We start from the raw sequence: 24,859 nt of genomic DNA, 5'->3' as shown, positions 1-24,859 counted from the left end.
CCAACTCGATTCCTGGGGATAGACAACGTGTTCGAATCTGTTGAGACCTGTATTACCCTGATTCCTGTGGGGATTCTAGACGCAGGTGCGAGAAAATTGCGAAGTCGAAAATTCAGCCAACTAAAAATGGCCACAGAGAACACAGAGATCTCAGAGCACAGAATACAAGGAATTCTCTGTGCTCTCGGTGTTCTCTGTGGCAATACTATCTTTGGAATTCCTGACTTTGCAGTTTTCCTGGCGGACGCGGAAAGCTGGCCGAGTGAAGGGTTTTGTGTTACAAAACTCACAAAACTCGAAGGAGGCGGGAGCTGCGTAAGCCTTGGTCCACTAACAAGTTACAGTATGCCAGACCGGCGGCGAAAGCGAGGGTTTTGTTTTGTAAAAAAAGTTTTTATCAAAAACGGGTCCGTCAACCAGGGATCGTTCGTGGAAGGTGGTGAGTCATTTTCTGTACATCACTCCCCATCCCCTGCCCCCCCTAAATTGCCACAAGAAGCACGAAGGCACCACGCTAAAGGATAAACTTTATTAATGCATGAACACCCTCCCCCAAAAGGAGAGGTTAGAATCCAATCACCAATCACTAACCACTAACCACTAACCACTAACCACTAACCACTAACCACTAACCACTAACCACTAACCACTAACCACTAACCACCTCCCCCCCATGCTCCCCGACCTCAAAGCCTGTCACTGTTGCGGACAAATTCAATTAGCTCCGCCGCTGGCTCCTCGCCAGTTAGCCAAATGTGCGCGATGTGGTTCGACGGTTTGCCGGTTTGGCAATCACTCCGCCAGTCGCACGGCAGCGCTGGCGACGGCTGCCTTTATTCTCTATTGGCCGGCGATCTTATTGCCGATTCTTGAGATCGAACAACTGGGTCGGCATCACCAAACAAGTCTGCTCATGGGCACGATCGATCTGTTGCGGGAAGGAAGCTGGTTTGTGGGAATGGTGGTTCTGCTATTTTCCATAGTGTTTCCGCTGGTGAAGATCGTCTTGCTCTTGGAACTCAGCTTGTTGGGAATTCTTCACCAGAAGCACAAAGCGGCGACCTATCGTATTATGGAACAAGCCGGCAAATGGAGTATGCTGGATGTGATGCTGATTGCATTCATGGTCATGTTGGTGAAACTGGGATCGCTCGTAGAATTCCATTTTGGCCCCGCGGTTTGGGCCTTTGTGTTGTGTGTGGCGATGAGCATGTGGGCATCGCTGTCGTTCGATCCGCATTCGATCTGGGTAGATGAACATGACTGATCCTTCCCACGAACAATCTTATCCCACGGCAGAAATTGCTCCGGTCGCCGGTCCCGTGGAGCTGGTCAGAAAGCTCCGTTCCCGGCTCTGGGGTGTCACCTTACTCTGTCTCGTGGTGGCGATAGGACTCGTGTGGGCTGAACTTCGTTCGAACGGTACGCAAATCCAGATCGCATTTGCCGACGGTAGCGGCCTGGTACCCGGTGATCGGGTTCGCTATCGAGGGATCGACGTGGGAGAAGTCAAATCAGTTTTACTCAATACGTCCCTGGATCGCGCGGTAGTCACCGTAGTGCTGAATGCGGAATCGGCTCCGTTGGCGCGCGAAGGAACCCGGTTCTGGATTGAGCGCCCCGATATCCGCCTGGGGCAAGTCCGTGGCTTAGACACACTCATGGGAGGTCGTTATGTAGGTGTTATCCCCGGCCCCAAAGATGCGCCTTGGGCCAATCGTTTCGAGGGCCTCAGCGATCCCCCCACTGCCGTCGAGAACGTCTTCGATGGTTTGGAGATTGTGTTGGAATCGAGCCAACGGTACGGCTTGCAGCGAGGTTCGCCGGTAAGTTATCGGGGTGTCGAGATTGGTCACGTCGTTAGCGTTGGTCTTACCAACAATTCATCCCGCGTCGTGGCTCGCACTTTCATCCAGGGAGAATATCGCTCGCTGGTGCGAGAGAATTCCCGCTTCTGGAGCAACAGTGGCATCGACTTGCGGCTGGGAATTCATGGCCTGGAACTCGATGCGGAAACGTTGGCCACGATTGCTGCCGGAGGTGTTGCGATGGCAACGCCAGATGTCCCTGGTAAACGAGTTGCAACCGGGCACCGCTTCGATTTAGTCAAATCACCCCGCGAGGAGTGGCTTCGATGGCAGCCGCACATGGCAATCGGCAGCGCGTTGCTCCCAGAAAACGTGCCGATTCCACAACCCATGCTAGGGGTGTCTCGCGGCGAAAAACAATTGGGCCTGTTTGGCGGTGGCCAGCGTCGAGGCTGGATCCTGGCATTAGAGGATGCCACACTGCTCGGCCCAGCGGACTTGCTTACGGCTCAGGAGGAAGATAATCGAACTCTCGAGATCAGCGGCAAAACACTCGTGCTCGACGCAGAAGGGGTAACCACTTCGGGTCGGCTGGCGACGCGCAAGCTTTCTGAAAGCCTCGCCAGTATCGACGCCATTTGGCCCCGCACTCGTATCCGCTCAATCGCCGACGCAGCAGACTTGCCCAATGAATTAGTCGTCACCTGTGGCACCGACAATCTCACGATCCCTCTGGCGACGGATCGAATCACTTTTGAAAACGACCTGTGGACGATTGATCCAGAGATTCCTCTGGACGAGGATTGGCATGGTGCCTGTGTGCTGTCAGTAGAAGACGGCTATTTGATTGGAATCGTAGTACAAACTTCTGAAGGCATGTTAATCGAACCGATTCCAGCCGAATTGCTCCAAGGCGAATAGTTGCTACCCCACGTCGGGGCCTGTCTCCAGTTCTTCCCAGCGAACATACGCGGCTGCAAGATCTTCCTCGCGGGATTTCAGTCCTGTGTTGCTTGCTGCTATCGCCTCGGCGGGCTGTTTGTAGAACTCCGGTTTCGCCATGGTAGTGTGCAGGTCGGCGATTTCAGTTTCGAGTTTTTCGATCTTCGCCGGCAGGCTGGCCAGTTCCCTCTGCTCTTGATACGAAAGTCGCCGAGTGGCTATCGCCGATGGTTTCGGTGCGGCGCCTTGGGTGCGCTCTTTAGCAGAAGTTTCCGTTGGCTGCGGCTCGTTGCGCTGTCGGAGCCAATCGTCGTAGCCCCCCACATATTCTCGCGGCCCGGCTTCCTCAAAGACAATCGTGCTGGTGACCACGTTGTTCAGAAACACGCGATCGTGGCTTACTATCAGGAGAGTACCAGGAAATTCAATGAGTTGTTCTTCGAGCAACTCGAGTGTCTCAGCGTCGAGGTCGTTGGTGGGTTCGTCGAGGACGATGATATTGGCAGGCTTGGAGAACAGTTTGGCGAGCAACACACGATTACGCTCTCCGCCGGAGAGAAATCGCACCAGGGTCCGCGCGCGGTCGGGAGTAAACAGAAAATCCTGCAAGTAGCCAAGCACATGGCGCTGCTTACCACCGATGGATATCTGGTCACTTCCTTCGCCGACATTGTCTTGCACCGATTTTTCTTCATCCAGTTGACCGCGTAGTTGATCGAAATAAGCCACTTGAAGATTCGTCCCCAAGCGGACCGAACCTGATTGGGGTTGCAATTTGCCGAGCAAGAGGCGCAAAAGCGTTGATTTGCCGACCCCATTCGGACCGATCACGCCGATCTTATCGCCTCGCATGATTTCGGTCGCAAAGTTGTCAACGATCATCCGATCGCCGTAGCTAAAGGATATATCCTCTACGCGTGCCACCAGTGCACCGCTCCGCTGTTCGGTTTGAATATCTAGTTTTGCCTTGCCGACGACCTCGCGTCGATCAGCTCGCTTCTCGCGGAGCGATTTCAATGCGCGAACACGTCCTTCATTGCGTGTACGCCGGGCCTTGATGCCTTGGCGAATCCACGCCTCCTCCTGGGCCAACTTCTTGTCAAACAATGCATTCTGTTTTTCCTCGGTGGCCAGTGCTGCCTCCTTGCGAACAAGAAAGGTCTCATAATCGCAAGACCAATCGAACAGGTGACCGCGATCAATCTCCAGAATACGGTTTGCGAGTCGTTTCAGAAACGCTCGATCGTGGGTCACGAACAGCAACGTCCCGGGCCAGCGTTCCAGAAATGCCTCCAGCCAGTTGATCGCGGCGATGTCGAGGTGATTCGTGGGTTCATCCAGCAAGAGGACGCTAGGATTGCAAGCCAGCTGCTGCGCGAGCAGCACCCGCCGCTTCATCCCTGCCGACAGGGTGGAAACCTGTAAGTCGCCGTCGAGTTCCATCTCATTCAACAACCGTTCGACCCGCATCTCGAACTTCCAATCGTGGTCGTGATGTTCCTCATGCCCCTGATAGCCTTGGCGAACCACTTCGCCCACCGTCCCTGCCAAGTCCTGGGGAACTTCCTGCGGGAGCAAGGCCACGGTGACACCGGGCGACAATTCGCAGCGGCCATGATCCGGGGTGAGTTCCCCCAACAATATCCGCATAAAAGTAGTCTTGCCCGCCCCATTGCGACCCATCAGCCCGATCCGCTGACGCGGCTCGATCTGACAGGTAACGTTTTCTAAAAGTGCGGGCCCACGAAAGCCTACTGTCACGTCGCTAAGTTGAATAAGTGCCATTGGTATATATCAGTAAGCCTCGAACGAAGAAATGTCCCGCATGTGTGACTCCACATCGAGAGGGTTTGCAAATTACCATCAGAGACACATCTTACTGAGAATAGTGGGCAGGGCAAACGAGAGGTAGTTTCGATTACTTTATTAAGGGTCTGGATTCGCTGGAAAACTTGCTGGCGGCTCGGATTTTCGGATCACCTGGAGCTCCGTCTATTGGTATAATGAGAACTTAGCAGGAGAGTTTGTTAGGAACCTTTCTTGCCATCAGGATCAGAGAAGCAAGCACCCCCAGCAATTGACAGACATGAACAATTCGCAATCTACTCCCCCTATTGCAGACAGGCCCAAGCACCTCAGGGAGTCATCCACATTAATGAGGCGATTTTTGGCAGTAGTTTTTGTCGCCCTCATGATAACAGTTGCTATTTCCCCTCATCTGTGGGCTCAACAGGAGTCAGTGTCTGCCTGGGAGTCCGCCGACTTTCGAAATTGGACATTCATTCCCTATTGGACAACGCAGTCGCAGTTGGCATCCTTCTCCGGCGACGGATTCTACGATCACGTGTCCGACGTGATCTATTTTTCTGGTGTGCGGCCAACTGCCTCAGGAGATTTGAATTATCATCCTTGGGCGGCTCAGCACCTTGCTACTCTTGCTGCACAGCAGGCCGCCCACGGTTTTCGTTATCACATGAGTATGTTCGATACCGCTGGAGGAACTGTCGACGACGTGTGGAACTCGATCGTTTCCAATTCGAGAACCCGGGCAAAGTTCGTTGCGAATATTGTGGACCTCCTGCAAGCCAATGGGATGACCGGCTTTAATCTCGATTGGGAAAGGCCAGGTACTGACACTGAATGGGCCAATTACACGCAACTGGCCAAAGACCTTAAAGCGGCCATCGGGCCTCTAGGGATGGAAGTTTCCGTTGACGACTATGGTTATGCCGACCCTGACTGGGATGATACCTCGGTTTTTGATGCCAGAACTTATGACCAATTGTTCATCATGGGATACCATTACGGAGCGGCCAGTAACAACTCCTTCGCCAACGGAAAACTTGCCCTCACGGGGCAAGGTGCGGCAAAGGCCTTCACCGACGAACAATTGGTGCTCGGCATCGGTACTTGGGGCAAGGGCCCGTCAACCAAAAGCTTGAAGTCAATCATCGCGGCCGACCCCAATCTCGCATACAACGCTTCGACCTGGTCGGACGGCACCAACACATGGGAGATCGAGAGCAGGCAACAGGTACGAGAAAAAATTCAACTTGCGCTCGATCGCAATATGGCCGGCGTGATGAACTGGGCTCTGCAATATGATTCTCCTACAGATCTTGGTCTGCATCGCGTCGAACATCACTATATCATGGTTAAGCGCGACATCCCCGATCTCAACTTGGACGGCAAGGTGAATGCCGACGATGCCTTGGCGCTGTCAGACAATATGGGAAGCGTCCCCGGCTGGACTGGCACCAACACTGCGGCCCGATTCGACGACTTTTATCGCGAGGGTAATTGGGAGCTGGGCGATCACAATGGGAACGGCTTTGTCAATCAGGCGGATGCCAATTGGCTAGCTGGACGCTTCACCGCTCTCGGGGTGAACCTGCCTGACCGCTTGGCTTACACAGGCACTTTCGAAAACTTTGCGGACGGACTTGGACTTGCAGGGCGTTGGGAGGCAGTTCGGGATGGAAGCGGAAACCTGCCAGAAACCGGGAATTATACTCAACATGGCTCCGGATTCTTAAACTTTAGCGGCAGCGGCGCGGGTTCTGACAAATACAGCAACGCTTCGATCACAATTCGCAACCAGAACTCTGCCGAAGCGTTTGACACACTGAACACCGAACAACGCGAAATAGAGGCCAGCCTGACTGCGCCCATCGACTTGGGCCAAAACGTGCAGCAATACTTTACTTTTCTAGTCAGGCAAAACACCGGCACGTTACTCCCCTCACAATTAGCTTCTGATCAACGAGACCTCTTCCTCCAGTTCCATGATGCAGCCGGTACAAATCAGTTTGACGTCTCCATCAGTGGCATGAGTGGACAGGTGGGAATCAACAGCCGGGCGGATGTAGGTGGCGATAATGATTCACTCGGAGGTTTCTTACCTGATACCACCTACCTCGTTATTGGGAAAATAACTGGTAGCGAGTCCAATGCCAATACGTTGGAACTCTCATTTCTTTCCGAGGGATCTTCGGTTGGTAATTTTACCGATAGTACTTTTCCGTGGATGCTCTCAGCACAAAGCAGCATTGGCTTCGATCCGCTCATCTCCCATCTACAACTGGTCAGCCTTTATGAAGCCAATTACACAGTAAGCAACATACAGATTGGCCCAGCAAGTCACTTTTTCGAGACTCCACAGCCGGGCGATTTTGATCTCGACGGAGATGTGGACGGAGATGACTTTCTCAAATGGCAACGTGGCCAATCCCCCAACCCACTGAGCCAATCAGACTTATCCAATTGGCAGTCGAACTACGGCGTTGTGCTCAACTCAATTGCCACGGCTGCGACTGTGCCCGAACCCGGGACCTTCATAGCACTCGCGATAGGAATGACAGCAATGCTTTGCGGCCGGGGACCAATGAAACACAGATAGACACTCACTCCGAGGTTCGAAGTAGAACCTTGGTTGGATTCATGTGCTACTAATGGTTCAAATCTTCGCAGCTTGCGAAAAATAATTCAACGCTAGGAAAGAGACACAACGGAGGGATGAAAAAATTGGCTGGAAGACTAGTTTCCACTTGTCGACACAATTTAAATTGTTGAAAATGAGCGAGAAGTAGGTAGTCCGCCCCTTATACCTGAAATTCTCTCTGTAATACCGGGACCGGTATAGTGAGGTGGCTGAGGTCACGGATGGAGCGGGGCACTCGAATGTGGGTATCACCAGCATCTATCTGCACGTGGCGACGAATGAGGAGGAGTTGGGGAGTATTTTTGGGTGGAGCCAATGACGCAGAAAGACCATCTCCTATTAAACACGTTTGGTTCGACCCTGAACTTGTTTTTTATTCAGCAAGAAGATAGCTGAAAAGAATTACGTTTAAGCCTAATTCGCTTTCGGGTTACATAATTGACGCATTTTTGCAGTCGTCCTAATATGCATTCGTTGGGATACGGAAGATGGCTGAGTTTCTTATTGCGGCACTCAATCATCTGACTCTGCTTTAGCTCTTCGAAAGGTTCCAGATGATTGAGCGATTTTGCCAAGTCATTTCTCTAGTTATTATCTTTAGCAGCCCAACATTGGTTGGATGTAATTCCCGTCCCACGGCGATTGAGCCTGTGGAAATCGACGCCGATCAAGCAGGAGAACTTGCTATAGAGATGCACGACAAGGATGGTGACGGTGCACTTAGCTCTTCCGAGCTACAAGCAGTTCCTGGTATTTTAAATCACCTCGAGAAGTACGATCTTGACGAAGACGGGATGGTTTCTTCCCAAGAGATAACCGAGCGAATTGAACTCTGGAATGATCAAGCTATGGGGATTCGTACTCTGGACGTAGAAGTGTCCATGGATAACCGTCCGTTGAGTGGCGCCAGTGTGCGATTCGTGCCTGAAACTTTCTTAGGCGATGGTCCGAAACCCGCCTCAGGCATGACCGACTCCAAGGGGTTCGCCAAAATATCAGTAGCGGTAGATGAATTACCCGAAGATCTTAGAAAAGCGCGGATGCGGGGTATCTATGGTGGTACCTATAAAATTGAGATCACTCATCCCAGCATGAATATCCCATCGAAGTTCAATACTGCCACGACATTGGGTGAAGAGGTGGCACGTGACACGATTGGTGATTGGCTGGTTTTGAAATTGCAGAAGGACTAGTTACCACCTCAATGCAGTAGTTGCCATCAGCAAAGTCAGCAATCCAATTTGTAATAAGAGATTCTTGGGTTCTGGTACCTGCTTCAAGTTAGAGCCGGACTGCATGCCATAGTGATTCTGCCATACTGTTCGGTCAGCAGCGTTTACAAAACCGTCACCATTGGCATCCCCCTGATCGGGAAGTGCACCTCCGGTCAGATTTAGGCCGCGTTGCCAGCGAAGAAAGTCCGCTCCATCGACGTCGCCATCGTTGTCAAAATCACCTATTGAAGGTCCCGTTGGGAGTGGTCGGGTACCTTTGAGACCAGCCGGATAGTTGGCTCCCTCTTGGAAAGCCGTCCAGAGGTCACCTGGATTACCCACTGGATTGCCCATGTTTTTCCAATACTCCAACGAATACTCATTCCAGCCACCGTAATCTTGGTTATGGACAAACCAGCTCAGCGAAACAATGTTGTGGTTGCCAGGCGTCTGATTCCACGCGTGAACATCCTCAAAGGAACCTCGAATGAAGTCCGCTGTGACTGCTTCGTTGTTGGCCAAGTTGCCACTGGTGCTCGTTGAGCGAGCCCATTCGGTGAGGTAGACCGGGGCATCCTGTTCACCATGGGCATCGATGACAGATAGTTGGGACACGTAGGAGTTGTGAAATTCCGTGACAGCAGCATTTGCCGATGCAAATGGATTGCCATAAGCGTGGAGACCAAACCCGTCGATCTCGCCACCCGGGATGGCCTGAATTGCCGCAATCGTTTGCGAAAGCCAAGTATTGCCATCCATCCAACGTACGCCGCCGATCACGCCTCCAGGGCTAGGTGGGGCAACCAGCACTTCATCATCAGGCCGAGCGAGCTTAATAGCTGAGCGGATTTCGTGATAAACATCCGCGTATCCTTGGGGAGTTATTCGATTGTTCGTCCAACCGTTGCCCTCTCCAATAATGTTTGGCTCATTGCCAATAATCCATACATTGGAGCTACCACCTAAGGTATTCACCACCCCTAATACCGAAATTGCCCAGGTGGCACGATCCGGGTTCGTTGGGGCAGGAATGGTCTGTCCCCAATCATAATCGATCCGAGTGATTACGGACGCACCATGGTTGGCAGTGATCGATTGGTAGAGCGGTTGGAAATAGCTAGCGCCCCACCATGGTGCTGAGTGGGTGAGTACGGTTTCTGTGCTCCATCCTCCTTCGGCACCTTCGCCAGCTTGCGAGCCATTGAAGTCCCACCAATGTACTCCGTAAAGGCTTTCTCCGTTGGCCCATACTGGCGCACCGCTTAGCAACAGAAAGAGCAACAAAAACCACAAGCAACCCTTCACCATGTCACCTGTGCCTTTCTCTTTGAATAGTCCGAAAGCATCCCGTTGATTGGAGAATGGCGATTCTTACATATCAAGAAGAATCATCTCAAAGTGAACAATTACCGACTTTCACTTCGTAGGTTCTCACGGCTCCTCCGTCGGAACGATGACCATTTTTTCGATGCACTTCCGAATCCACATCGTATGAGATTGATTGAACGGAGCCATCAACCATCGCTAGATTGCAACCTCCGGAGTGGGCGCTGCCAAACCGCTCGGAAGCCCCGACAATTCCATCGCGATCTTGCAAAGGAAGATAGGCTTCACCATTGAGAGGATCCTTTTCGTCATACCACACTGAGCGATACAGATCATCTTGGTAGCCGGTGTACATTGGCCAATCGTCTGCATGGGCCAAACCAGTCTGGTAGTGTTGCGGTTCGATAAAACGTTCGCCAATTGCATACGTATTACTAAGTCCGTCAGTGATTTGACGTAACTCTAGCGTGGTACCGCAGAATCCAATGCCTGAGTGTTCTTCCAGCGGAGGTCGCCAACCGGAATTTGTACCCTCGCTATAGCTGTTCGGTGTACACTTAAAGCACCATGCTTCAAGTTCATGAATATCTCCAGCGTTCTGAGCATAGTCGGAGCGACCGTGAAACTCTGAAAGATAGCCATTTTTGGGTGTGTGTCTTGCGGTATTCGGATAAGCAATTGCAGGTCGACGGCTGGGACAATTCATGATTGCGATCGGGATTGCATCTCGCTCAGCAAGAACACGCTTTTTCTGGAATCCAGTAGGCATTCCAGCGGCTATGTCGTGGACTGCTTGCTGTTCGATGTAGGGCAAAAGATTGTAAACCCACCCACCAGGTTGTTTTTCATCTGAGCCGAAATCGGGATCGCCAACCCAATCTCCTAGCCACCCACCCGCAGGCAAGTAGCCAAAAGTCGATTCATGTTGCAGCATTGCAAGCGAGAGTTGCTTGAGGTGGTTCTTGCACTGGGCATTGCGAGCGGTTTCTCGTGCCGCTTGAACGGCAGGTAACAGCAGAGCCACTAAAACGCCGATGATGGCAATTACTACCAGCAACTCAACAAGAGTAAAACCCGATGGATCCCTATGAAAAACTCGCTTGTTAGAGTTCACTTCCACTACCTCTCCCTGACAGTGCGGTTCCGTGCGACGCAGTTCTTTCAAAATGGAATCTCTAATTCCATCGTTCTGATATCTGAAGTTATTCACAAAAGTGAGAGGCGCTTCCGGCAGCGTTTCAGCGGCCGGAAGCAGACCCCGCATTCTGCGTGATAATCGTTCAATCTCTAGCGATTCCTTCGAGTCAACAGTGTGCTTCCCAATCCAGCCAGCAGTAGCAAGCACGAAGCCGGTTCTGGAACGGGAATAACATCAATTTCCCATACCAATGGCGAAGCAATTGCGGCTGTCAGGCCGTCGTCAACACCTGTGTAGGAGTTGATTCCATCAAACGGATCTCGGTTTTCTCCTCCTGTATTGTCAACTGCAAACAAATCGATGGTGAGATTAGTGATACCTAAAGCCAATGGTGTTCCTCCATCGTCAGAAATAGCCAGCAACGTGGACTGCCATTGCCCACTATTAACTACTCCGGAAGCATCCGACTGGTAGTAGCCCGCACTATTGGCACCCAGGCCTGGGACGAATCCGCCGAGGGGAGAAAAGCTTCCACCATTATTGGTAGAGACGTTAATTACCGCCGTAGAAAAAACTCGCCCATCTCCACCGAAATTACCTGTGAGGATTTGAATCTTCTGGATGTCCGTGGGACCTGCCAGATCGTATTGGAGTCGCTTGGTTGGAAGGCCCGCCCCAGGAAAGTCATTCAGCAATCCGGTCAAGTTGCTGATAGGACCTGCGTCGTCAGTAAGAGCTTGCAGTCGTTCTGGTTCCGAAGGAGTCGCTCCATGCCAATTGCCATCGTCTATTGAAGAAATCAATCCGGAAATAGCGTCGCCCACGGCTATCGAGCCATTGAGATCGTTTCCCCCCGCTCCATGAGTCGTCGTCGACGTGATTGCGGCACCTGCAATTTGCATCGTGGCAATTGCTGTTACCAGTCCAAGACATGCTGAAAATACTCTCATTAGTCATTCTCCCATTCAAAAAAAGTCACTAGAAACCAGAAAAGAAACAAAAACAGAAACTCAAATTAGCATATTCATTATCTGCCGATCAGGCGACTCCTACACCTTCCGAAACTAAGCAATGAAAACATGGCTGCGCAGGCGATGGCCATTGTAGCTGGCTCAGGCACGGAGACACTTGACACAATGAGTGCTTCTGGGCTGTAAGTGTTTTGCCAAACGCTTAGGTCCGCTGCGTTCACATTGCCGTCACCTGTAGCATCGCCGTCCCCTGGTTGCGCTGAGCCATCGTTGATTCCAAAACCGCGTTGCCAAGTGAGGAAATCTTTACCATCAACGTCGCCATCCATATCAAAGTCTGCCGATACGCTAGGCCCTTCAATTACGTCGATTTCCCAAACAAGCGGTGAGCTGATCGCCTGCGACTGCCCATCATCAAAACCTGAAAATGGGTTTACGCCATCGAATGGATCCCAATACCAATTGACGGTGTTATTTGTGGCATAGAAATCAAATTGAAGGTTTGTTACTCCAGTCGCAATAATCGGGGAAGCATCATCTGCAATACTCATAAAACTCACCAGAGTCTCAAGATTGCTATTAGCAGCTCCCCCGGGTTCATTGATGGTTAGAGGGACATCGGACTGGTAATAGCCCCCGTTGTTTGCACCTACTCCAGGTACAAATCCTCCCAGTGGAGAAAAGTTAGCCCCATTGTCGGTGGAGTATCGAATCAGGACAGTACAAAATGCTCGCCCATCCACGTCATTGCTATTCCCGGTCAGTATATTTATTTTCCCAATATTTGCTGCTTGACTGAGGTCGTATTGAATCGATTTTGTTGGAACACCTTCTCCAGGAAAGTCATTGAGAAGACCAGTTAAAGTTCCCGTCGCTCCCAAACCATTTGTGAAAGCGGCAAGTTGATCAGCGGGATTTGTATTTGCAGGATGCCAGCCTTTGTCCGCAGCCAATTCGGTTGCAATAAGCCCCTGAATGAGATCGCTATTGGAAAGCATCCCATCAAAAAGTGTGTGATCGAAATTCGGGTTCGGGCCATGATCGGTAGTAACCGTAATCGCCGCGTGTATCTGCGACGCAGTAATTGCGAATCCAAGTAGGACCGCCAACGCAACTCCATTGTGCCTGTTCATGAGAGCTAATTCTCCTCTCTTTGATCGAAAGACTAGTTTTACTGAAAAGATTCGCAGTGAGCCCCGACGAAGGCAATTGAATATGAGTCGTAGTAGTGGATCATTAGAACTCAGTTCCTAAGTCAGGCAACAGTGCCAAACTAATGATGTATAACGTGCGCTTATATAGTCCAGTTCAGCCTTAAGGGTCATTAACAAGGTCATGAACCTTCTAAGCAAGGCATTCTAAAGGGCCAACTTGAATCACCCTATATTACCATAATACTCGAAAACCATTGCAATATTGTGTAATCCTTTTAAGATATATAGTAGGTTGGTTCGGCTCTATGCCCGGCAGTGGCCGAGCTGATTCGCTGATTCTGGTGCAGCTGATCGAGTGCGGCGAAATACATGTGCAGGTAAGTGATTTCCTATATCACTCGGCAAATCTTGGAATAGCACAGCCATTCGTGAGAATTGGCAAATCACATCCAGCGGCCTCCGATCTCCGATTCATGCCCGAGCGTAAAAAGTCTATTCTAGTTAGAGTTTTCAAGAATGTCACGAATTTCGTCTCGATTAGAAGTCGCCCTCATCGTCGACCCGGCGAAGCCATACGATAGGCGGATTATTAGAGCTGTGGGATCCTATGTGACCCAGCGCCAATGCAATTGGTCTCTCTACGTCGAACAAGACCCCATTATTCGACTGCCAGACTTACAGGCGTGGGCAGGAGATGGCATTCTAGCCAACTTCGACGACCGGCGGATTGCCAAGGCGGTGTCTGATATCAATATCCCAGTCGTTGGGATCGGTGGCGGTTACGGTTACTACGAGGAAAACCCCACGATCCCGTACGTTCGTACCGACAATCGAGCCATTGCCGAGTTGGCAGCACAGCACCTAATCGATTTGGGGATCCGAAGTTTTGCTTTTTGCAGCGAGCCACCGAACCGTGCCAATGGTTGGGCTCGAGAGCGTGCGGAAGCTTTCCAAGGATATCTAGCTGAAGCTGGATTTTACTGCGAAGTTTATACGGGGCGGTTTACCGCCTCACGACGCTGGCGGGAGTCTCAGGCGGAATTGGAGCAATGGGTTTCCAGTTTGACGCCGCCCGTCGGCATGATGGCTTGTCGTGATGGCAGAGCCCGCCACGTAATGCAGGCTTGCAAGACGGTGGGATTACGCGTGCCCGAGGACGTCGCGATCATAGGCGTCGACAATGACGATGTAATCTGTGAATTAGTCAACCCTCCGTTGACAAGTATCGAACAAGGCACCAAGCGGATCGGGTTTGAAGCCGCAGCACTTCTTGACGTCATGATGGCTGGCAAGATTCCTGATGACAAGCATACTACGATCCCTCCCGAGGGCCTTGTCGTTAGACAATCTACCGATGTACTAGCTACCGGAGACCTTGAAGTCTCCGAGTCGTTACGTTTCATTCGTCGACATGCGACTGATCCGATTACTGTTCAAGATGTACTCGACGTCGCCCAATTATCCCGGTCGACGCTAGAAGCACGTTTTCGTGGGGTCCTGAACCGATCTATTCATGCCGAAATAAATCGCGTGCAAGTCGAGTTCGCCATGCGTTTGCTCACTACCACCAAGATTCCTATCAAGGAAGTTGTAAAGCGGGTTGGGATTTCATCGGTCCAGTACTTTACGGCTGTCATGCGACGCGAGACAGGAAAGACCCCTGGACAGATTCGAACTGAAATGCAGCCTTAGAAATTGCATCACGTTGTTGCTTTTCAAGTGCATTTTCTGCGGTCAACGACTAAAATCGAATAATAGAATAAACATCGAAACTGCTTTAAATCTCTTGGTTTTTTCAAAAATGTCATTGATCTACGGGTACTCGTCGGCTTCCTACCGACTTTTAATCTGCTTTGGCTTCAGCTGCGCTTGGTTAGTAGCAACATCTCAACGGGCATCGTGTGACGATATTCATGGCCTCAATGCAGGGGCGCCGATCTGGAATGGAGCCATTCAGTTGACTCCTCAGAAGGCAGCACAATTTGCCGCAACTGGTACGGACTCAATCCGAGTTAATTTCCGACTCGATTCAGGTGCAACTTCCTGGAACACCACTCAATTGGAACTCTACGACGAGGTGATTCAAAATGCAAAAAACGCGGGACTCAGAATACTCGGGCTCTTTTCCAACGAAACTGTTGCCGGCGGACAAACCTCATGGAATTTCGATCCCGATGGCGACGGGATGAATTCTTACGTCAACGATTTTGCCGATACAGCACAGTTTCTAGTTGATCGCTACAAGAACGATATCAAACAGTTCGAAATATGGAATGAACCCAATGCTTGGTCGAACTCAAACTATCCAAGCGACCCTCAGAATGCGGGAGGCACATATATTTTGCCTCGTGTGTACGCCAAGATGCTTTCGGAGACTTATCGGCATCTAAATACTGGTGGACAAACGCTGCTCAGCGATTTCAATATTTCGTTGACTACAGGCGGGCTCTTAGCTCACGATATCGGTGGCAGCTTTAGCACTGCAATGCCCTATTTTCAGCAAGTCTACGATCAATCTTCTGTCTGGAATAGCTTTCAAGCTGATACGGGATTGCAATATCCTTGGAACGACTTTGGTTATCATTTTTACATCAGCCAAGGCAGTCTCGTCTCGACGTCGCAACTTTCCAGCTATTTTAATGCGGTTCGTTCCACTCAGGCAGCCAATAACGATTTCTCGAATGTCGCTGTTACTGAATTTGGATGGCAAACAGTCGGGAGCAATACGGAACAGTTACAGCGCGACAACATGGCAACTGCCTACAACTTTCTGGAGAACCAACCCTACATCAGTGGCTCTTATTGGTACCAGTGGGTAGACGATGGGACTGGTGCTTGGGGCATTGTCCATGGAAACGGGGTACACAAACTTTCCTACGACGAATTCGCTGCAAGAAACAACTCCAGCCAGCCCGGTGGAATTCTTTTTAGTACCGAGCATGCGGCAAATGACGGAGCCTTAAGCCATTCCTTTAGCTCATCTGACATTTTGCAAGGATTAATAGCTACGGAGAGACCCGGCGACAAGGGATGGCATTCTGCGAACCCTGCTGCCACGAATGGATCCAGTGATCCAGACGGCCTTCCAGCTTTCACGGACGGCATCGGAGATATCGGTACTGGTCTGACAGGATTGCTCAACGATTTCCCCGGCTCAGGCTCACCTGCGAAATTGCTTGAGTATGAACTAGGCGGAGCATATGACATTGATGAAATCCGTATCTTCACAGGGAACAATGGTGCTGACGGACGAATTTTTTCTACGACCGGAGTATGGACATCGAACGATGGCTCAAGCTTTGAATTTCTCGGATACTTCCAGTCCGATTCCTCTGGGGTAACGAACAATAGCACGACACCCGGTGGCCCCGATGGCTCGACTTTGGTTCGCATTTTTCGTGACGATGCGATCCCTTTGGCGACCGATATTACTCACCTGCGGTTCGATCTTTATGCAGTATCCAATGTTGATGGAGTGATGTTCGATCCATTCAACGGTGTCAATTCGTTCACGGGTACAGATGACGGCTTCGAAACCGCCTACGTGTCGCCACTTGTTCGGGAGATCGATGTTTTTGGAGCCTTGTCAATTATCGACAATGCAGACTTCGACGGGGACGATGATGTCGATGGCATCGATTTTCTCATCTGGCAGCGGAACTTCCTCTCTGGTACGACACTCTCAGAAGGAGATGCAAATAGCGATGGCCGGGTCGATGAAACTGACTTGGCAATTTGGCAGAGCCAATACGGTTTAACAACATCAAGTGTGAGTCACCTGTCGAGGGTGCCCGAATCTAATTCACTAATATACCTCCTACTGATCTGTCTAACACTAGGATCTCACAGGTCGAATAAGCAAAGATTATAATGAAGCTAAGAGTGCACAGGTTCCAAGACGTCCTTTCGTTCTAGAGACGTCACAGTGCCATCCATGTCTGCTGAGACAATAGCTGATTTACTGTCAGTGCCAATTCCTGAGAGACAATAAAGCCTGGGACTAATCGAATACTGGAACAATTGCTGGCCGGAATCGGAGTCGAGAATAGTCAGGATTCCTGTGTCGGAGAGAATCGCCACTCGCCCGTCAAATTCAACCGGTTGATTTGGCACGCGTCCAGTAGGTACTTCAACCTCCCAGATAGGTGTGCACGCACTATCTAATCGCGTTAAATAATTATTGAGACTCTTAGCGTACAAGGATTGATCGACATTACTTGCGGTGATCGACGTAATATTCTCCTGAATAACTTCTTGAAATTCACCATTCAACGTAAACCTTCCGAGCACCCAGCCTCGGTCGCAAGCGAAAAGAGATCCTCCGCAAGCAACGATAGGACTATCCGCTGCCCCGTAGTAGCGACTCTTGACATCCTGGTGCCCTTTGGGAGACCACGTTTTCCAAAGCGTTCTCCCAGAATCGCAATCTACTGAGTAGATAAAGCCATCCCAGCAGCCCGCAATTAATTGTCCTTCAACAAGAAGTGGCTTAGATTCAAAACCATAGTTAGTTAGCTGACTAGACCACTGAATTTGGCCATCTTTGTGATTAATCGCATGGAGCCAGCCAGCGCCGTCCGCAAAAATTGCGAGGGCCCCATGTATTGCCGCGGCGGCATAAAGGGGATTAGGAAGCGAAGCTTTCCAGGTCTTTTTTCCATCAGCTGAATTCAAGCAATGCACTTTTCCGGCGATATCTCCTACTAGGATACGTTCGCCGATCTCCGAAAGGCTATGCACGACTTGGCTTTCCGTATCATACGTCCATTTCTTTTCAAGGCTGCGCGACAAACCGAAGACGCGACCTGATGTGTTAGCGAGCGATATAAGATCCTCATTCACTAGCGGCCGCGTCTTTACACCAGCGCCCACATTGGTTTCGTAAACTTGATACGAAGCATCCTGTCCCGGAAGCAGTTTAAATCTCTCTGCAGTCGTCACGGCACGTTTGCCCGACTCTCGGACACGTGCCGATACGAAATGCCAACCCCGACAGATTTTCTCAGTATCGAGTGCGAATATGTGGAAGTCCGATGCTTCACGGAGATACTGAGCGTTCTCTATGTCACTATCGATCCAGACTCGCATGCTAACTGAATGAGGCGACTTAGGAACGTGAACACGCAGTTGACCACCTGTATCGGTTTCCGTCGGCACACGTAGAGGGAAGTCTGCCAAGGAAGCCAAGTCCTTAAGTGGTTTTTCTAGAAGCGGCACAAGCTGGGGTCTCTCGTCGGACTCTTTCTCGTAGCGAAACATTACTCGCAGAATACCATCTTTCAAAGTTACGGTGTTGTAGCCTGTGTGTATGCCAAAGGTCGCACCTCCGTTCACTCGGTCGATTCCTTGCCACTGCTGGCAATGAACTGTGTGCCAGTGACCATCCATAATTAGTGCCACACGCCGACCGACGAGCAATTTCCATAACCGAATTTTGTCGTATTCGCTGGCATAACCAGCGTCGCCCGAGAGTGGATGATGCATAGCAATAAGCAGGGGAGTACTGTCTGGTACCGCCGCCAAATCAGCGGCCACCCAATCGAGAGTACGGCGATCCAAACTTGGGAGGGGATCTAATAGCCCTGAGGAGTTAATGCAAATAAAGTGACAACCTCCAAAGTCAAACGAATAGGAATCGTCTCCGTATGTTTTCCTCAAAAGATGGTTGATTTCTCCCCAAGTGTTGTCGTGATTCCCGGGCACAAGGCTAACCGGACAAGCCATACTTGCTATGGCTTTTTCGAAATCTTGCCAAGCATACCCGACTGGTCCATATTCCATCACATCGCCCGTGTGGATAGCGAAAGCCGGCATGCCCGTTGTAATCGAATAAGGTTTCTGGACAACTGGTTCACTGCTACACCGTGCAAGCCACTCCAATGTTTCAACACTTCGACTATCCTCGTTTTGCAGTTGCCCAGGGGTGCGAGGATTAATATGCGTGTCGGAGAAATGAATGAAGGAGAAATCAGAGCCGTTAAGGCTAGCCTGAGGACGAGCGAATTCAGCAGCAGTTCGGGTTAATCGCTTAAAGCCCGTAAGCAAGCTAAGCGACAGTCCCGACAGACTCGTGACTACGAATGTGCGTCTATTGTGATTACTCATCGCACTCCTTCCTCCACCAACTGCCAGCAGGTTAGCTTCGTGCTCACTTTCCACTAAGAAAATGATATCTGATGGAACACACTATTTACTATACGAAAGTTTACTCGTCAAACTCGCGATATTCATTAGCATACTGAACTTCTTCGCCCAATAAGGTATAAGCAAATCGAATTGTAGCCAATTTCGGCAGTACACAATGGCTGGCGACTATTGCGAATAAAGTCAAGGACAATTCGCATTTCGTTAAAGTAACTGAACGTACGCAACCCACCGCTTGGACGATCTCCCTCCGCCTTGGTCATTTCGTCTTTTTGGCTCGTAGCGCCAGCGATTTAGAATTCTTCGAGGATTTCTTCGATGGAATTTTTCCAAGCGAGTCTCGATTTATCATAGTGAACTAATTCTTGTTCAGCCGTGATACGCAAGGCACCTCACTCTGCCGAGTAGAAGTTCTCCGCAGCTCCATTGGAAGTTGAAGTCTTGATGGAACTCTTGGCTGAAACGAACGATGACATCGCCATCGAACAAGTACTCCGTAGTGCATACGTCGTATGTTTCACGATCGTCGCGATACTAAGTTACCCCAAGACCACACACTCTTTCTGGACTGCGATTACCCAGCAACCAGCTTGACGCATCCAATTAATGAGTTCCGTTTTCTGCAATCAAGCCATGCCTGTATTCCCGATGAACTCACCAGTTGATCAAATGGTTGGCCGTTGGGAATCCCCACAAAGAGAAATCTTGATCAATCCAATGAGGGCAATGTGGATCTGTTCGCTAGGGCTGTTGGTGAGAGTTTCGGCTTTGCTTGAGGGTCCGGTCGAACCCAGGGCAGCTCCTAAAGAACTACCAAGAAACAACCGCCGGTCAAAAGCCGCCACAATCAATCTCCGATTCGTTGAATCATAACAAGAGGAGTCATACGAGATATCGTAAGTTATGAAATCCTCTTGTTTGAAGCGACTTTTAGGCGCTCTCCCGTTGGAGCAGGCTGTCTAGCATCCGACTTAAACCAAGGACTTGCGAGTCCTCCATTTTCAGACGCATATGTTGTAGTCGAAATCTCTTAACTGATTGCTCAGCCACTCATCAAATGGTTGAGGACTACCATCTCAAGCGATTCGTAGTCTCGACGTTTAACACAGTCTTCGACCACGTTGAGAGGTAGACTACGTGATTTTTCAACAAGTCTCAGGAAAACCTGTTTGCTATTGGCCAAATGAAGGTGTGCCTTATCCTGTGATTGGGTGCGCATCGCCTTAACGTCCAGTCCAACAAAACGACCTGTACGAGCGTACCCAGCTTCCTCCAAGACACGCACCTGATTGAACGCTGCCCGAAGATTCACACTGCCAAACGTCTTGTCCTGGTCGAATTTAAGCCCGTTCTGATCGTTCAAATGAACACTCCATAGCTTGTCCATCTGCAATGCAAATGCCATCTCATCTGAGGGATCAAGTCCCGTGAGTTGCGCGTGGGCAGTTTCAATAAGTCCACCTACTCGTAGAGGATCGTCGGTTTGCCCTGCTAAGGCCAATGCGTGACCGATTGTCGGCAGATATGCTTGGTCCACAGGTTCATTCGGTTTCGGCTCGATAGCAATCCGAATCTTAGAGTCGTATTCGAGTAGCGAATTTACAGCTTCCAATAGCCTCGCGTAGGCAGTGCGAGCACATTTTGCTTCACGTATATAAGTGCCTTCCCGGGCACACCATAGCACCAGAAGATTGACCCCCAGGTCGTTCGCGATGTCGATGGCACGTTTGCTGCGGTCCAATGCCCACTTCCGACAATTTGGATCGTTGGCAGTAAAACCGCCGTCGATTCCGTGAGGATCTTCCCACAATCGAGGGGCGACAAACTCGGGAACCAAGCCGTTGTCGGCTAGAAAAGATTTGAGTTGCCTTGCTTCGGCAGAGATCTCGGTGGCAGACTTATTGGCTAAGTTCGGTACTGCATCATCGTCATGCAACTGAACGCCTTCGAAGCCAAGCTCTTGATAAGACTTGAGTTTTTCGGCAAACGCAATTTCATTGCGTGTAGCAGGGCCGAAAGGATCAGCCCCGCCATGAATATTCCACGGACCAAATGAAAACCGGTACGACTCACTCATTCGTACGAACTCCTGAGGACATAAGTGTGAACTCTACAGTATTCGGGGCGGCTGAGTCTGAAAGTTGATCCGCGCTAGTGGCGGAAACGCTAGTGAGCCCAGCCAGGCTGGCCGTCTCAGCATAGTTTCGAAGGCCCTGTGACGCGCCTAGGCCCGTCACACAACATGCGCCTGCAGCTGCGGCTAAGCGTCCTGAATCTGCAGGTGTTAAACCCTTTAGCATCCCGGCCACATATCCTGCCAAGAAAGCATCTCCGGCTCCAGTGGTGTCGAGTACAGCCCCCGGTGGCTTAACGGCCTCAATCTCAACAAATTCCTCGGGTGAGGGGCTGACCATAGCACCTTCCGCGCCCAATTTGACACCCACCACGCCCTTCGCACCTTGATCCCGATAAACCTTAATAATCTCTCGAGCATTGGTCTGCTTGGTTTGGTTTGATGCTTCTTGGAAACTAGGAATGTACACATCGACTACAGGCAGAGATGGGCTGAGTTCTTCAAGCGTCCCGCCGGTGCCAGCGGTTTCCAACACAGTCAAACAATTTACTTCCTGCAACATTTCCAACACCTGAGGTAGGTTGGCCTCTAACTTTGGCATTAGAGAAAAGTAACCAATTACTGCTGAACGACCTCGCAGGAAGAGATCCAGGTTTTTTTCAAACCATTTGATGTCCAACTCGCGAGGCGCACCTACGCAATGAGCAAATGTGCGCTCTCCCTGGGAATCGATCAATACGGCTGTAGTACTGGTAGCCTCAACTGGATGGACAGTCAATCCTACAGTGTCGATGCCGAGGCTTTCATATCTTGTTCGTATATAACTGCCGAACTCATCATTCCCGATAAAGCTGAAGCCGGCGACTTTCATTCCCAAGCGGGCAAATGTGGCGCCTGAATTGCTCACGACGCCGCCTGTCTCCAATTGCAGTGGTTCTACATGGTAAAGCTGACCGGCGACGATGGAATCGTGGAGTGGTAATGGACGAACGAGGACGTCGACCACGCAGGAACCGCAAACTATGCAATCGTATTCGTCTGAATCATCCACCAAGCAGTCCCTTTAACTTCACGATAAGATGGCGGAGAATCAAATCTCAGCGTTAAAACCTACCCAAATTGAGTCACTTCTCTCTCAGACATAGTAAAACTAATGGCAACCTGCCTCTACGCGTTTCGTCTTGACAATGATACTATTGTATCACAAATCCCTGCCATTTATCCCGGAGGAGTTAGCATATGCACTGGAAGCAGGCTTTCTCCACGATAGCAAGCACTACACAGCATTCGGAAATGTACCTATCAGCACAACCCAAATTGTCACCCAATGCTGGTAGCCTGCGTACGAAACTCACGAGGACTTTGTCCTCTTAAACGTCGAAAAATGCGATTGAAGTGGGACAAGTTAACGAAGCCTGATTGGAATGCAATATCGCTAACAGGTTCACTGCTGGTTGATAGTTTCTGGCAAGTGGCGTCTATGCGCACTTCATTCAAGAATTCGACGAATGATCTACCAGTGTAATTTTTGAACTCACGACAGAACGTAGCTCTTGACATCTGGGAAAGTTCCACCATTTCTTTTAATTCTAGAACCTCAGAGTAGCGGTTAAGAACTTCCAGAATGACTTTTTGAATCGCTGGAAAATGCTTTGTCGTGTCAGCCGCACTATATGCCTTGCTTGAGATCGGGTTACCCGGGTAGCAACTGAGCATCTCTAGCAGTTGAAAAAAGCTCCCCAGCCTTGCTAGCCGGTCTTGCTCGATCATTACATTGATAAGTCTGTGAGCATTTTCGACGGCCCCGGTTGGAAACAACAATCCCTGGTTGCTGCCCAGTAAAGTCTGGGATAGCGCATCCCATTCCGGCGTTGCACGCAAAGGTTGTGTCTTGTCAATGGAAAACTGCAGTGCCACCCCGCTAGACGAACCGATGCAATTCCAGTAATGAGGGACATAGGGTCCGAACAGCAACAATTCAGGCGATTCCACAGGCAGGATGCTGTCGCCAACAAATCGAGTCCCCTTGCCACTCTCAAACAGGGTTAACTCTGCCTCGGCATGAACGTGCCAATGTTCGCCTTGACCTTTTACAACCCTGCGCCGATTTTGTGGTCCAATGACCTCAACTTTCGAGATGCTCTTCGACCAGGAGAGCATACGAAAAGACTCAGAAGCATGTTCAATGTGTTCGACGACCAATACCATCGCTCCAACCTCAAGTCTGACTGACTAGTTTTCGACGAACCTCTAAGAGACCAGGTGCCACATCGATCTTATTCAGCACTGATCGAAATCTCCAGAAATTCTATTTGGGGGAAGAGGTCTTTTGAGATTATTACACTACAACTACTCGTTTGCCATGAACCATCCTGCACAACTAGCTTGCCAAACAGATTCCCCCACCTCACTCCTCCCTGGGTTCTTCGGTGTAGTCATTTCGTTTTCCTTAAGGAACTTTCTTTTTGCAAAATGTATTCTAGTGGGTTGATGTCGAAGTATGCGATTTCCTTATCGACAATCACTGGTCTGATAATACTTACACATATTCGCTTCAAAACCAAACGGATAGTCGCTCGTCCAAAGTTGTGTCATCTCGCCTTCGGCAGCAATCCTACTATTTCGTATTGCTATTGGATGTAGTTGATTCCAAACAGTTCAGAGAGAATATCAGATCTTGGAAACGGATGCCCCTGGTGCTGCAAGAAGGACTCGGCGTATTCTATACCGACTTGATGGCCGCGCATTGCACCATGACGCTTCATTGATTCTATGTACTCATCCATTCCATGGTGCGCGCGGAGCCATTCGCGTTGCGAGGCATGGCATGCAAGTATCTCGCTTTTGCGATCCATCACTTGGGTAATATTAACGTGTACCGTGGGACGCACAACTTTTCCTGAATAGGGATCACATCCCTCGATGGGGTCACAGTAATAAAGCCATGGGATCGTGGACCCAGGAAGCAACGGCAACGGCGAGGCATTGGGAATCGAGTAGGCAAACGCTGCACTTCGAGCTAACTGATGAACTTGCTCGTGATCGGACATGTAGTCAAGTCGGGGATGTGTGAACACTAATGAGGGTGCAATACGGCGAAACAAGTCGATCACTTTACGATTCGCCGTTTTGTCGAACACCACATTAACATCGCTTTCTTCCAGACAGTGATAGGTAGCCCCAAGCATGCGAGCGCCAGTAGCCGCCTCACCTCGGCGAACCTTTGCAATCTGGTCTGCCGGCAACGTGATCGAACCGCAATCACCAGCGGTTGCCGTTGCAATGTGAATTTCCCAGTCGTGCTCTACTAAGCGGAGAAGCGTACCAGCGCATAGAAATTCTGCGTCGTCGGGGTGGGCTAGAAAAGCCAGTGCTACATTTCGAATAGGAGGAGATTGGTTCATTAAGTATTATTCCATGTATAGGAAGAATCCATAAAACAAAAATGCAACCTGAGACCCAAGTCGCTCAAATAAATGCATGACGGTCGGGCGGAAGAATCAGATGGCGTTTAGTCAAAGCATATTGCAACCGATTCAATATGACACAGCACTCTGGTTGCTCAGTAGCGCTCCGATCCTATTGGAATTTACGCAACACCCTCTAAGATTGTTGAAGATGCGCGGTACATAAAATGATTGATCTAC

The 24,859-nt window shown here is 50.2% G+C and carries 17 protein-coding genes; 7 read left to right on the top strand and 10 right to left on the bottom strand.

Annotation, left to right across the window (positions count from 1 at the left end):
• Positions 1-673 precede the first annotated feature (673 nt).
• Positions 674-1,267, top strand: a complete 594-nt coding sequence (locus Pla144_RS20320) for a paraquat-inducible protein A (protein WP_146452540.1) — start codon at positions 674-676, stop codon at positions 1,265-1,267.
• A complete protein-coding gene (locus tag Pla144_RS20315) occupies positions 1,260-2,729 on the top strand; it encodes an MlaD family protein (RefSeq protein ID WP_197530862.1) in 1,470 nt (489 codons plus the stop codon). Before Pla144_RS20320 ends, Pla144_RS20315 begins: the two co-directional genes overlap by 8 nt.
• 3 nt (positions 2,730-2,732) lie before the next feature.
• On the opposite strand, the gene Pla144_RS20310 is transcribed toward Pla144_RS20315, so the two are convergent.
• The gene (locus Pla144_RS20310) at positions 2,733-4,535 is read right to left on the bottom strand and encodes an ATP-binding cassette domain-containing protein (protein ID WP_146452538.1); all 1,803 of its coding nucleotides are present in this window, start codon (positions 4,533-4,535) and stop codon (positions 2,733-2,735) included.
• A gap of 370 nt (positions 4,536-4,905) precedes the next feature.
• On the opposite strand from Pla144_RS20310, the gene Pla144_RS20305 reads away from it, so the two are divergent.
• Both Pla144_RS20305 and Pla144_RS20300 read left to right on the top strand, forming a co-directional pair.
• On the top strand, positions 4,906-7,149 hold the full coding sequence (locus Pla144_RS20305; protein ID WP_197530861.1) for a glycosyl hydrolase family 18 protein: 2,244 nt from the start codon (positions 4,906-4,908) through the stop codon (positions 7,147-7,149).
• A gap of 596 nt (positions 7,150-7,745) precedes the next feature.
• A complete protein-coding gene (locus tag Pla144_RS20300) occupies positions 7,746-8,384 on the top strand; it encodes a hypothetical protein (RefSeq protein WP_146452536.1) in 639 nt (212 codons plus the stop codon).
• On the opposite strand, the gene Pla144_RS20295 is transcribed toward Pla144_RS20300, so the two are convergent.
• The 4 genes from Pla144_RS20295 to Pla144_RS20280 form a co-directional block, all read right to left on the bottom strand.
• On the bottom strand, positions 8,385-9,713 hold the full coding sequence (locus Pla144_RS20295) for a dockerin type I domain-containing protein (protein ID WP_146452535.1): 1,329 nt from the start codon (positions 9,711-9,713) through the stop codon (positions 8,385-8,387).
• Positions 9,714-9,798: 85 nt separating this feature from the next.
• Entirely contained in the window at positions 9,799-10,845 is a 1,047-nt protein-coding gene (locus tag Pla144_RS20290) for a DUF1559 domain-containing protein (RefSeq protein ID WP_197530860.1), read from the bottom strand.
• Positions 10,846-11,018: 173 nt separating this feature from the next.
• Complete coding sequence (locus Pla144_RS20285; RefSeq protein ID WP_146452533.1) at positions 11,019-11,819, bottom strand: PEP-CTERM sorting domain-containing protein; 801 nt, start codon at positions 11,817-11,819, stop codon at positions 11,019-11,021.
• A gap of 77 nt (positions 11,820-11,896) precedes the next feature.
• Positions 11,897-12,973, bottom strand: coding sequence for a hypothetical protein (locus Pla144_RS20280; RefSeq protein ID WP_146452532.1), 1,077 nt, complete (start codon positions 12,971-12,973; stop codon positions 11,897-11,899).
• 537 nt (positions 12,974-13,510) lie between these two features.
• Here Pla144_RS20280 and Pla144_RS20275 point away from each other — a divergent pair.
• Both Pla144_RS20275 and Pla144_RS20270 read left to right on the top strand, forming a co-directional pair.
• Positions 13,511-14,686 (top strand): XylR family transcriptional regulator, encoded by a 1,176-nt coding sequence (locus tag Pla144_RS20275; RefSeq protein ID WP_146452531.1) that lies wholly within the window; start codon positions 13,511-13,513, stop codon positions 14,684-14,686.
• A gap of 109 nt (positions 14,687-14,795) precedes the next feature.
• Positions 14,796-16,865, top strand: coding sequence for a dockerin type I domain-containing protein (locus Pla144_RS20270; RefSeq protein WP_146452530.1), 2,070 nt, complete (start codon positions 14,796-14,798; stop codon positions 16,863-16,865).
• Between the two features lie 5 nt (positions 16,866-16,870).
• Here Pla144_RS20270 and Pla144_RS20265 read toward each other — a convergent pair whose 3' ends face one another.
• A complete protein-coding gene (locus Pla144_RS20265) occupies positions 16,871-19,099 on the bottom strand; it encodes an outer membrane protein assembly factor BamB family protein (RefSeq protein ID WP_146452529.1) in 2,229 nt (742 codons plus the stop codon).
• A gap of 480 nt (positions 19,100-19,579) precedes the next feature.
• On the opposite strand from Pla144_RS20265, the gene Pla144_RS24770 reads away from it, so the two are divergent.
• Positions 19,580-19,732, top strand: coding sequence for a hypothetical protein (locus Pla144_RS24770; protein ID WP_197530859.1), 153 nt, complete (start codon positions 19,580-19,582; stop codon positions 19,730-19,732).
• A 448-nt stretch (positions 19,733-20,180) separates the two neighbouring features.
• Here the strand turns inward: Pla144_RS24770 and Pla144_RS20260 are convergent, their stop codons facing one another.
• The 4 genes from Pla144_RS20260 to Pla144_RS20245 all read right to left on the bottom strand — a co-directional run bounded on the left by Pla144_RS20260 (position 20,181) and on the right by Pla144_RS20245 (position 24,616).
• Positions 20,181-21,215, bottom strand: coding sequence for a TIM barrel protein (locus Pla144_RS20260; protein WP_146452528.1), 1,035 nt, complete (start codon positions 21,213-21,215; stop codon positions 20,181-20,183).
• A complete protein-coding gene (locus Pla144_RS20255; protein ID WP_197530858.1) occupies positions 21,208-22,263 on the bottom strand; it encodes a carbohydrate kinase family protein in 1,056 nt (351 codons plus the stop codon). Before Pla144_RS20255 ends, Pla144_RS20260 begins: the two co-directional genes overlap by 8 nt.
• A gap of 269 nt (positions 22,264-22,532) precedes the next feature.
• Entirely contained in the window at positions 22,533-23,420 is an 888-nt protein-coding gene (locus Pla144_RS20250) for an AraC family transcriptional regulator (RefSeq protein ID WP_146452526.1), read from the bottom strand.
• Positions 23,421-23,842: 422 nt separating this feature from the next.
• Positions 23,843-24,616: a PIG-L deacetylase family protein gene (locus Pla144_RS20245; RefSeq protein ID WP_146452525.1), complete on the bottom strand. Its 774-nt coding sequence runs from the start codon at positions 24,614-24,616 to the stop codon at positions 23,843-23,845.
• Between the last annotated feature and the right edge of the window lie 243 nt (positions 24,617-24,859).

It is taken from the genome of Bythopirellula polymerisocia, assembly GCF_007860015.1.
GTDB classification, from domain to species: Bacteria; Planctomycetota; Planctomycetia; order Pirellulales; family Lacipirellulaceae; genus Bythopirellula; species Bythopirellula polymerisocia.
The sequence above is the reverse complement of the archived record's forward strand: the minus strand, read 5'-3'. Positions and strand labels throughout refer to the sequence as shown.

Bases quoted from the DNA above. Each gene is read 5' to 3' on its own strand.
- Pla144_RS20320 (WP_146452540.1), top strand. From the start codon at position 674: ATGCTCCCCGACCTCAAAGCCTGTCACTGTTGCGGACAAATTCAATTA.
- Pla144_RS20315 (WP_197530862.1), top strand. From the start codon at position 1,260: ATGACTGATCCTTCCCACGAACAATCTTATCCCACGGCAGAAATTGCT.
- Pla144_RS20310 (WP_146452538.1), bottom strand. From the start codon at position 4,535: ATGGCACTTATTCAACTTAGCGACGTGACAGTAGGCTTTCGTGGGCCC.
- Pla144_RS20305 (WP_197530861.1), top strand. From the start codon at position 4,906: ATGAGGCGATTTTTGGCAGTAGTTTTTGTCGCCCTCATGATAACAGTT.
- Pla144_RS20300 (WP_146452536.1), top strand. From the start codon at position 7,746: ATGATTGAGCGATTTTGCCAAGTCATTTCTCTAGTTATTATCTTTAGC.
- Pla144_RS20295 (WP_146452535.1), bottom strand. From the start codon at position 9,713: ATGGTGAAGGGTTGCTTGTGGTTTTTGTTGCTCTTTCTGTTGCTAAGC.
- Pla144_RS20285 (WP_146452533.1), bottom strand. From the start codon at position 11,819: ATGAGAGTATTTTCAGCATGTCTTGGACTGGTAACAGCAATTGCCACG.
- Pla144_RS20280 (WP_146452532.1), bottom strand. From the start codon at position 12,973: ATGAACAGGCACAATGGAGTTGCGTTGGCGGTCCTACTTGGATTCGCA.
- Pla144_RS20275 (WP_146452531.1), top strand. From the start codon at position 13,511: ATGTCACGAATTTCGTCTCGATTAGAAGTCGCCCTCATCGTCGACCCG.
- Pla144_RS20270 (WP_146452530.1), top strand. From the start codon at position 14,796: ATGTCATTGATCTACGGGTACTCGTCGGCTTCCTACCGACTTTTAATC.
- Pla144_RS20265 (WP_146452529.1), bottom strand. From the start codon at position 19,099: ATGAGTAATCACAATAGACGCACATTCGTAGTCACGAGTCTGTCGGGA.
- Pla144_RS20260 (WP_146452528.1), bottom strand. From the start codon at position 21,215: ATGAGTGAGTCGTACCGGTTTTCATTTGGTCCGTGGAATATTCATGGC.
- Pla144_RS20250 (WP_146452526.1), bottom strand. From the start codon at position 23,420: ATGGTATTGGTCGTCGAACACATTGAACATGCTTCTGAGTCTTTTCGT.
- Pla144_RS20245 (WP_146452525.1), bottom strand. From the start codon at position 24,616: ATGAACCAATCTCCTCCTATTCGAAATGTAGCACTGGCTTTTCTAGCC.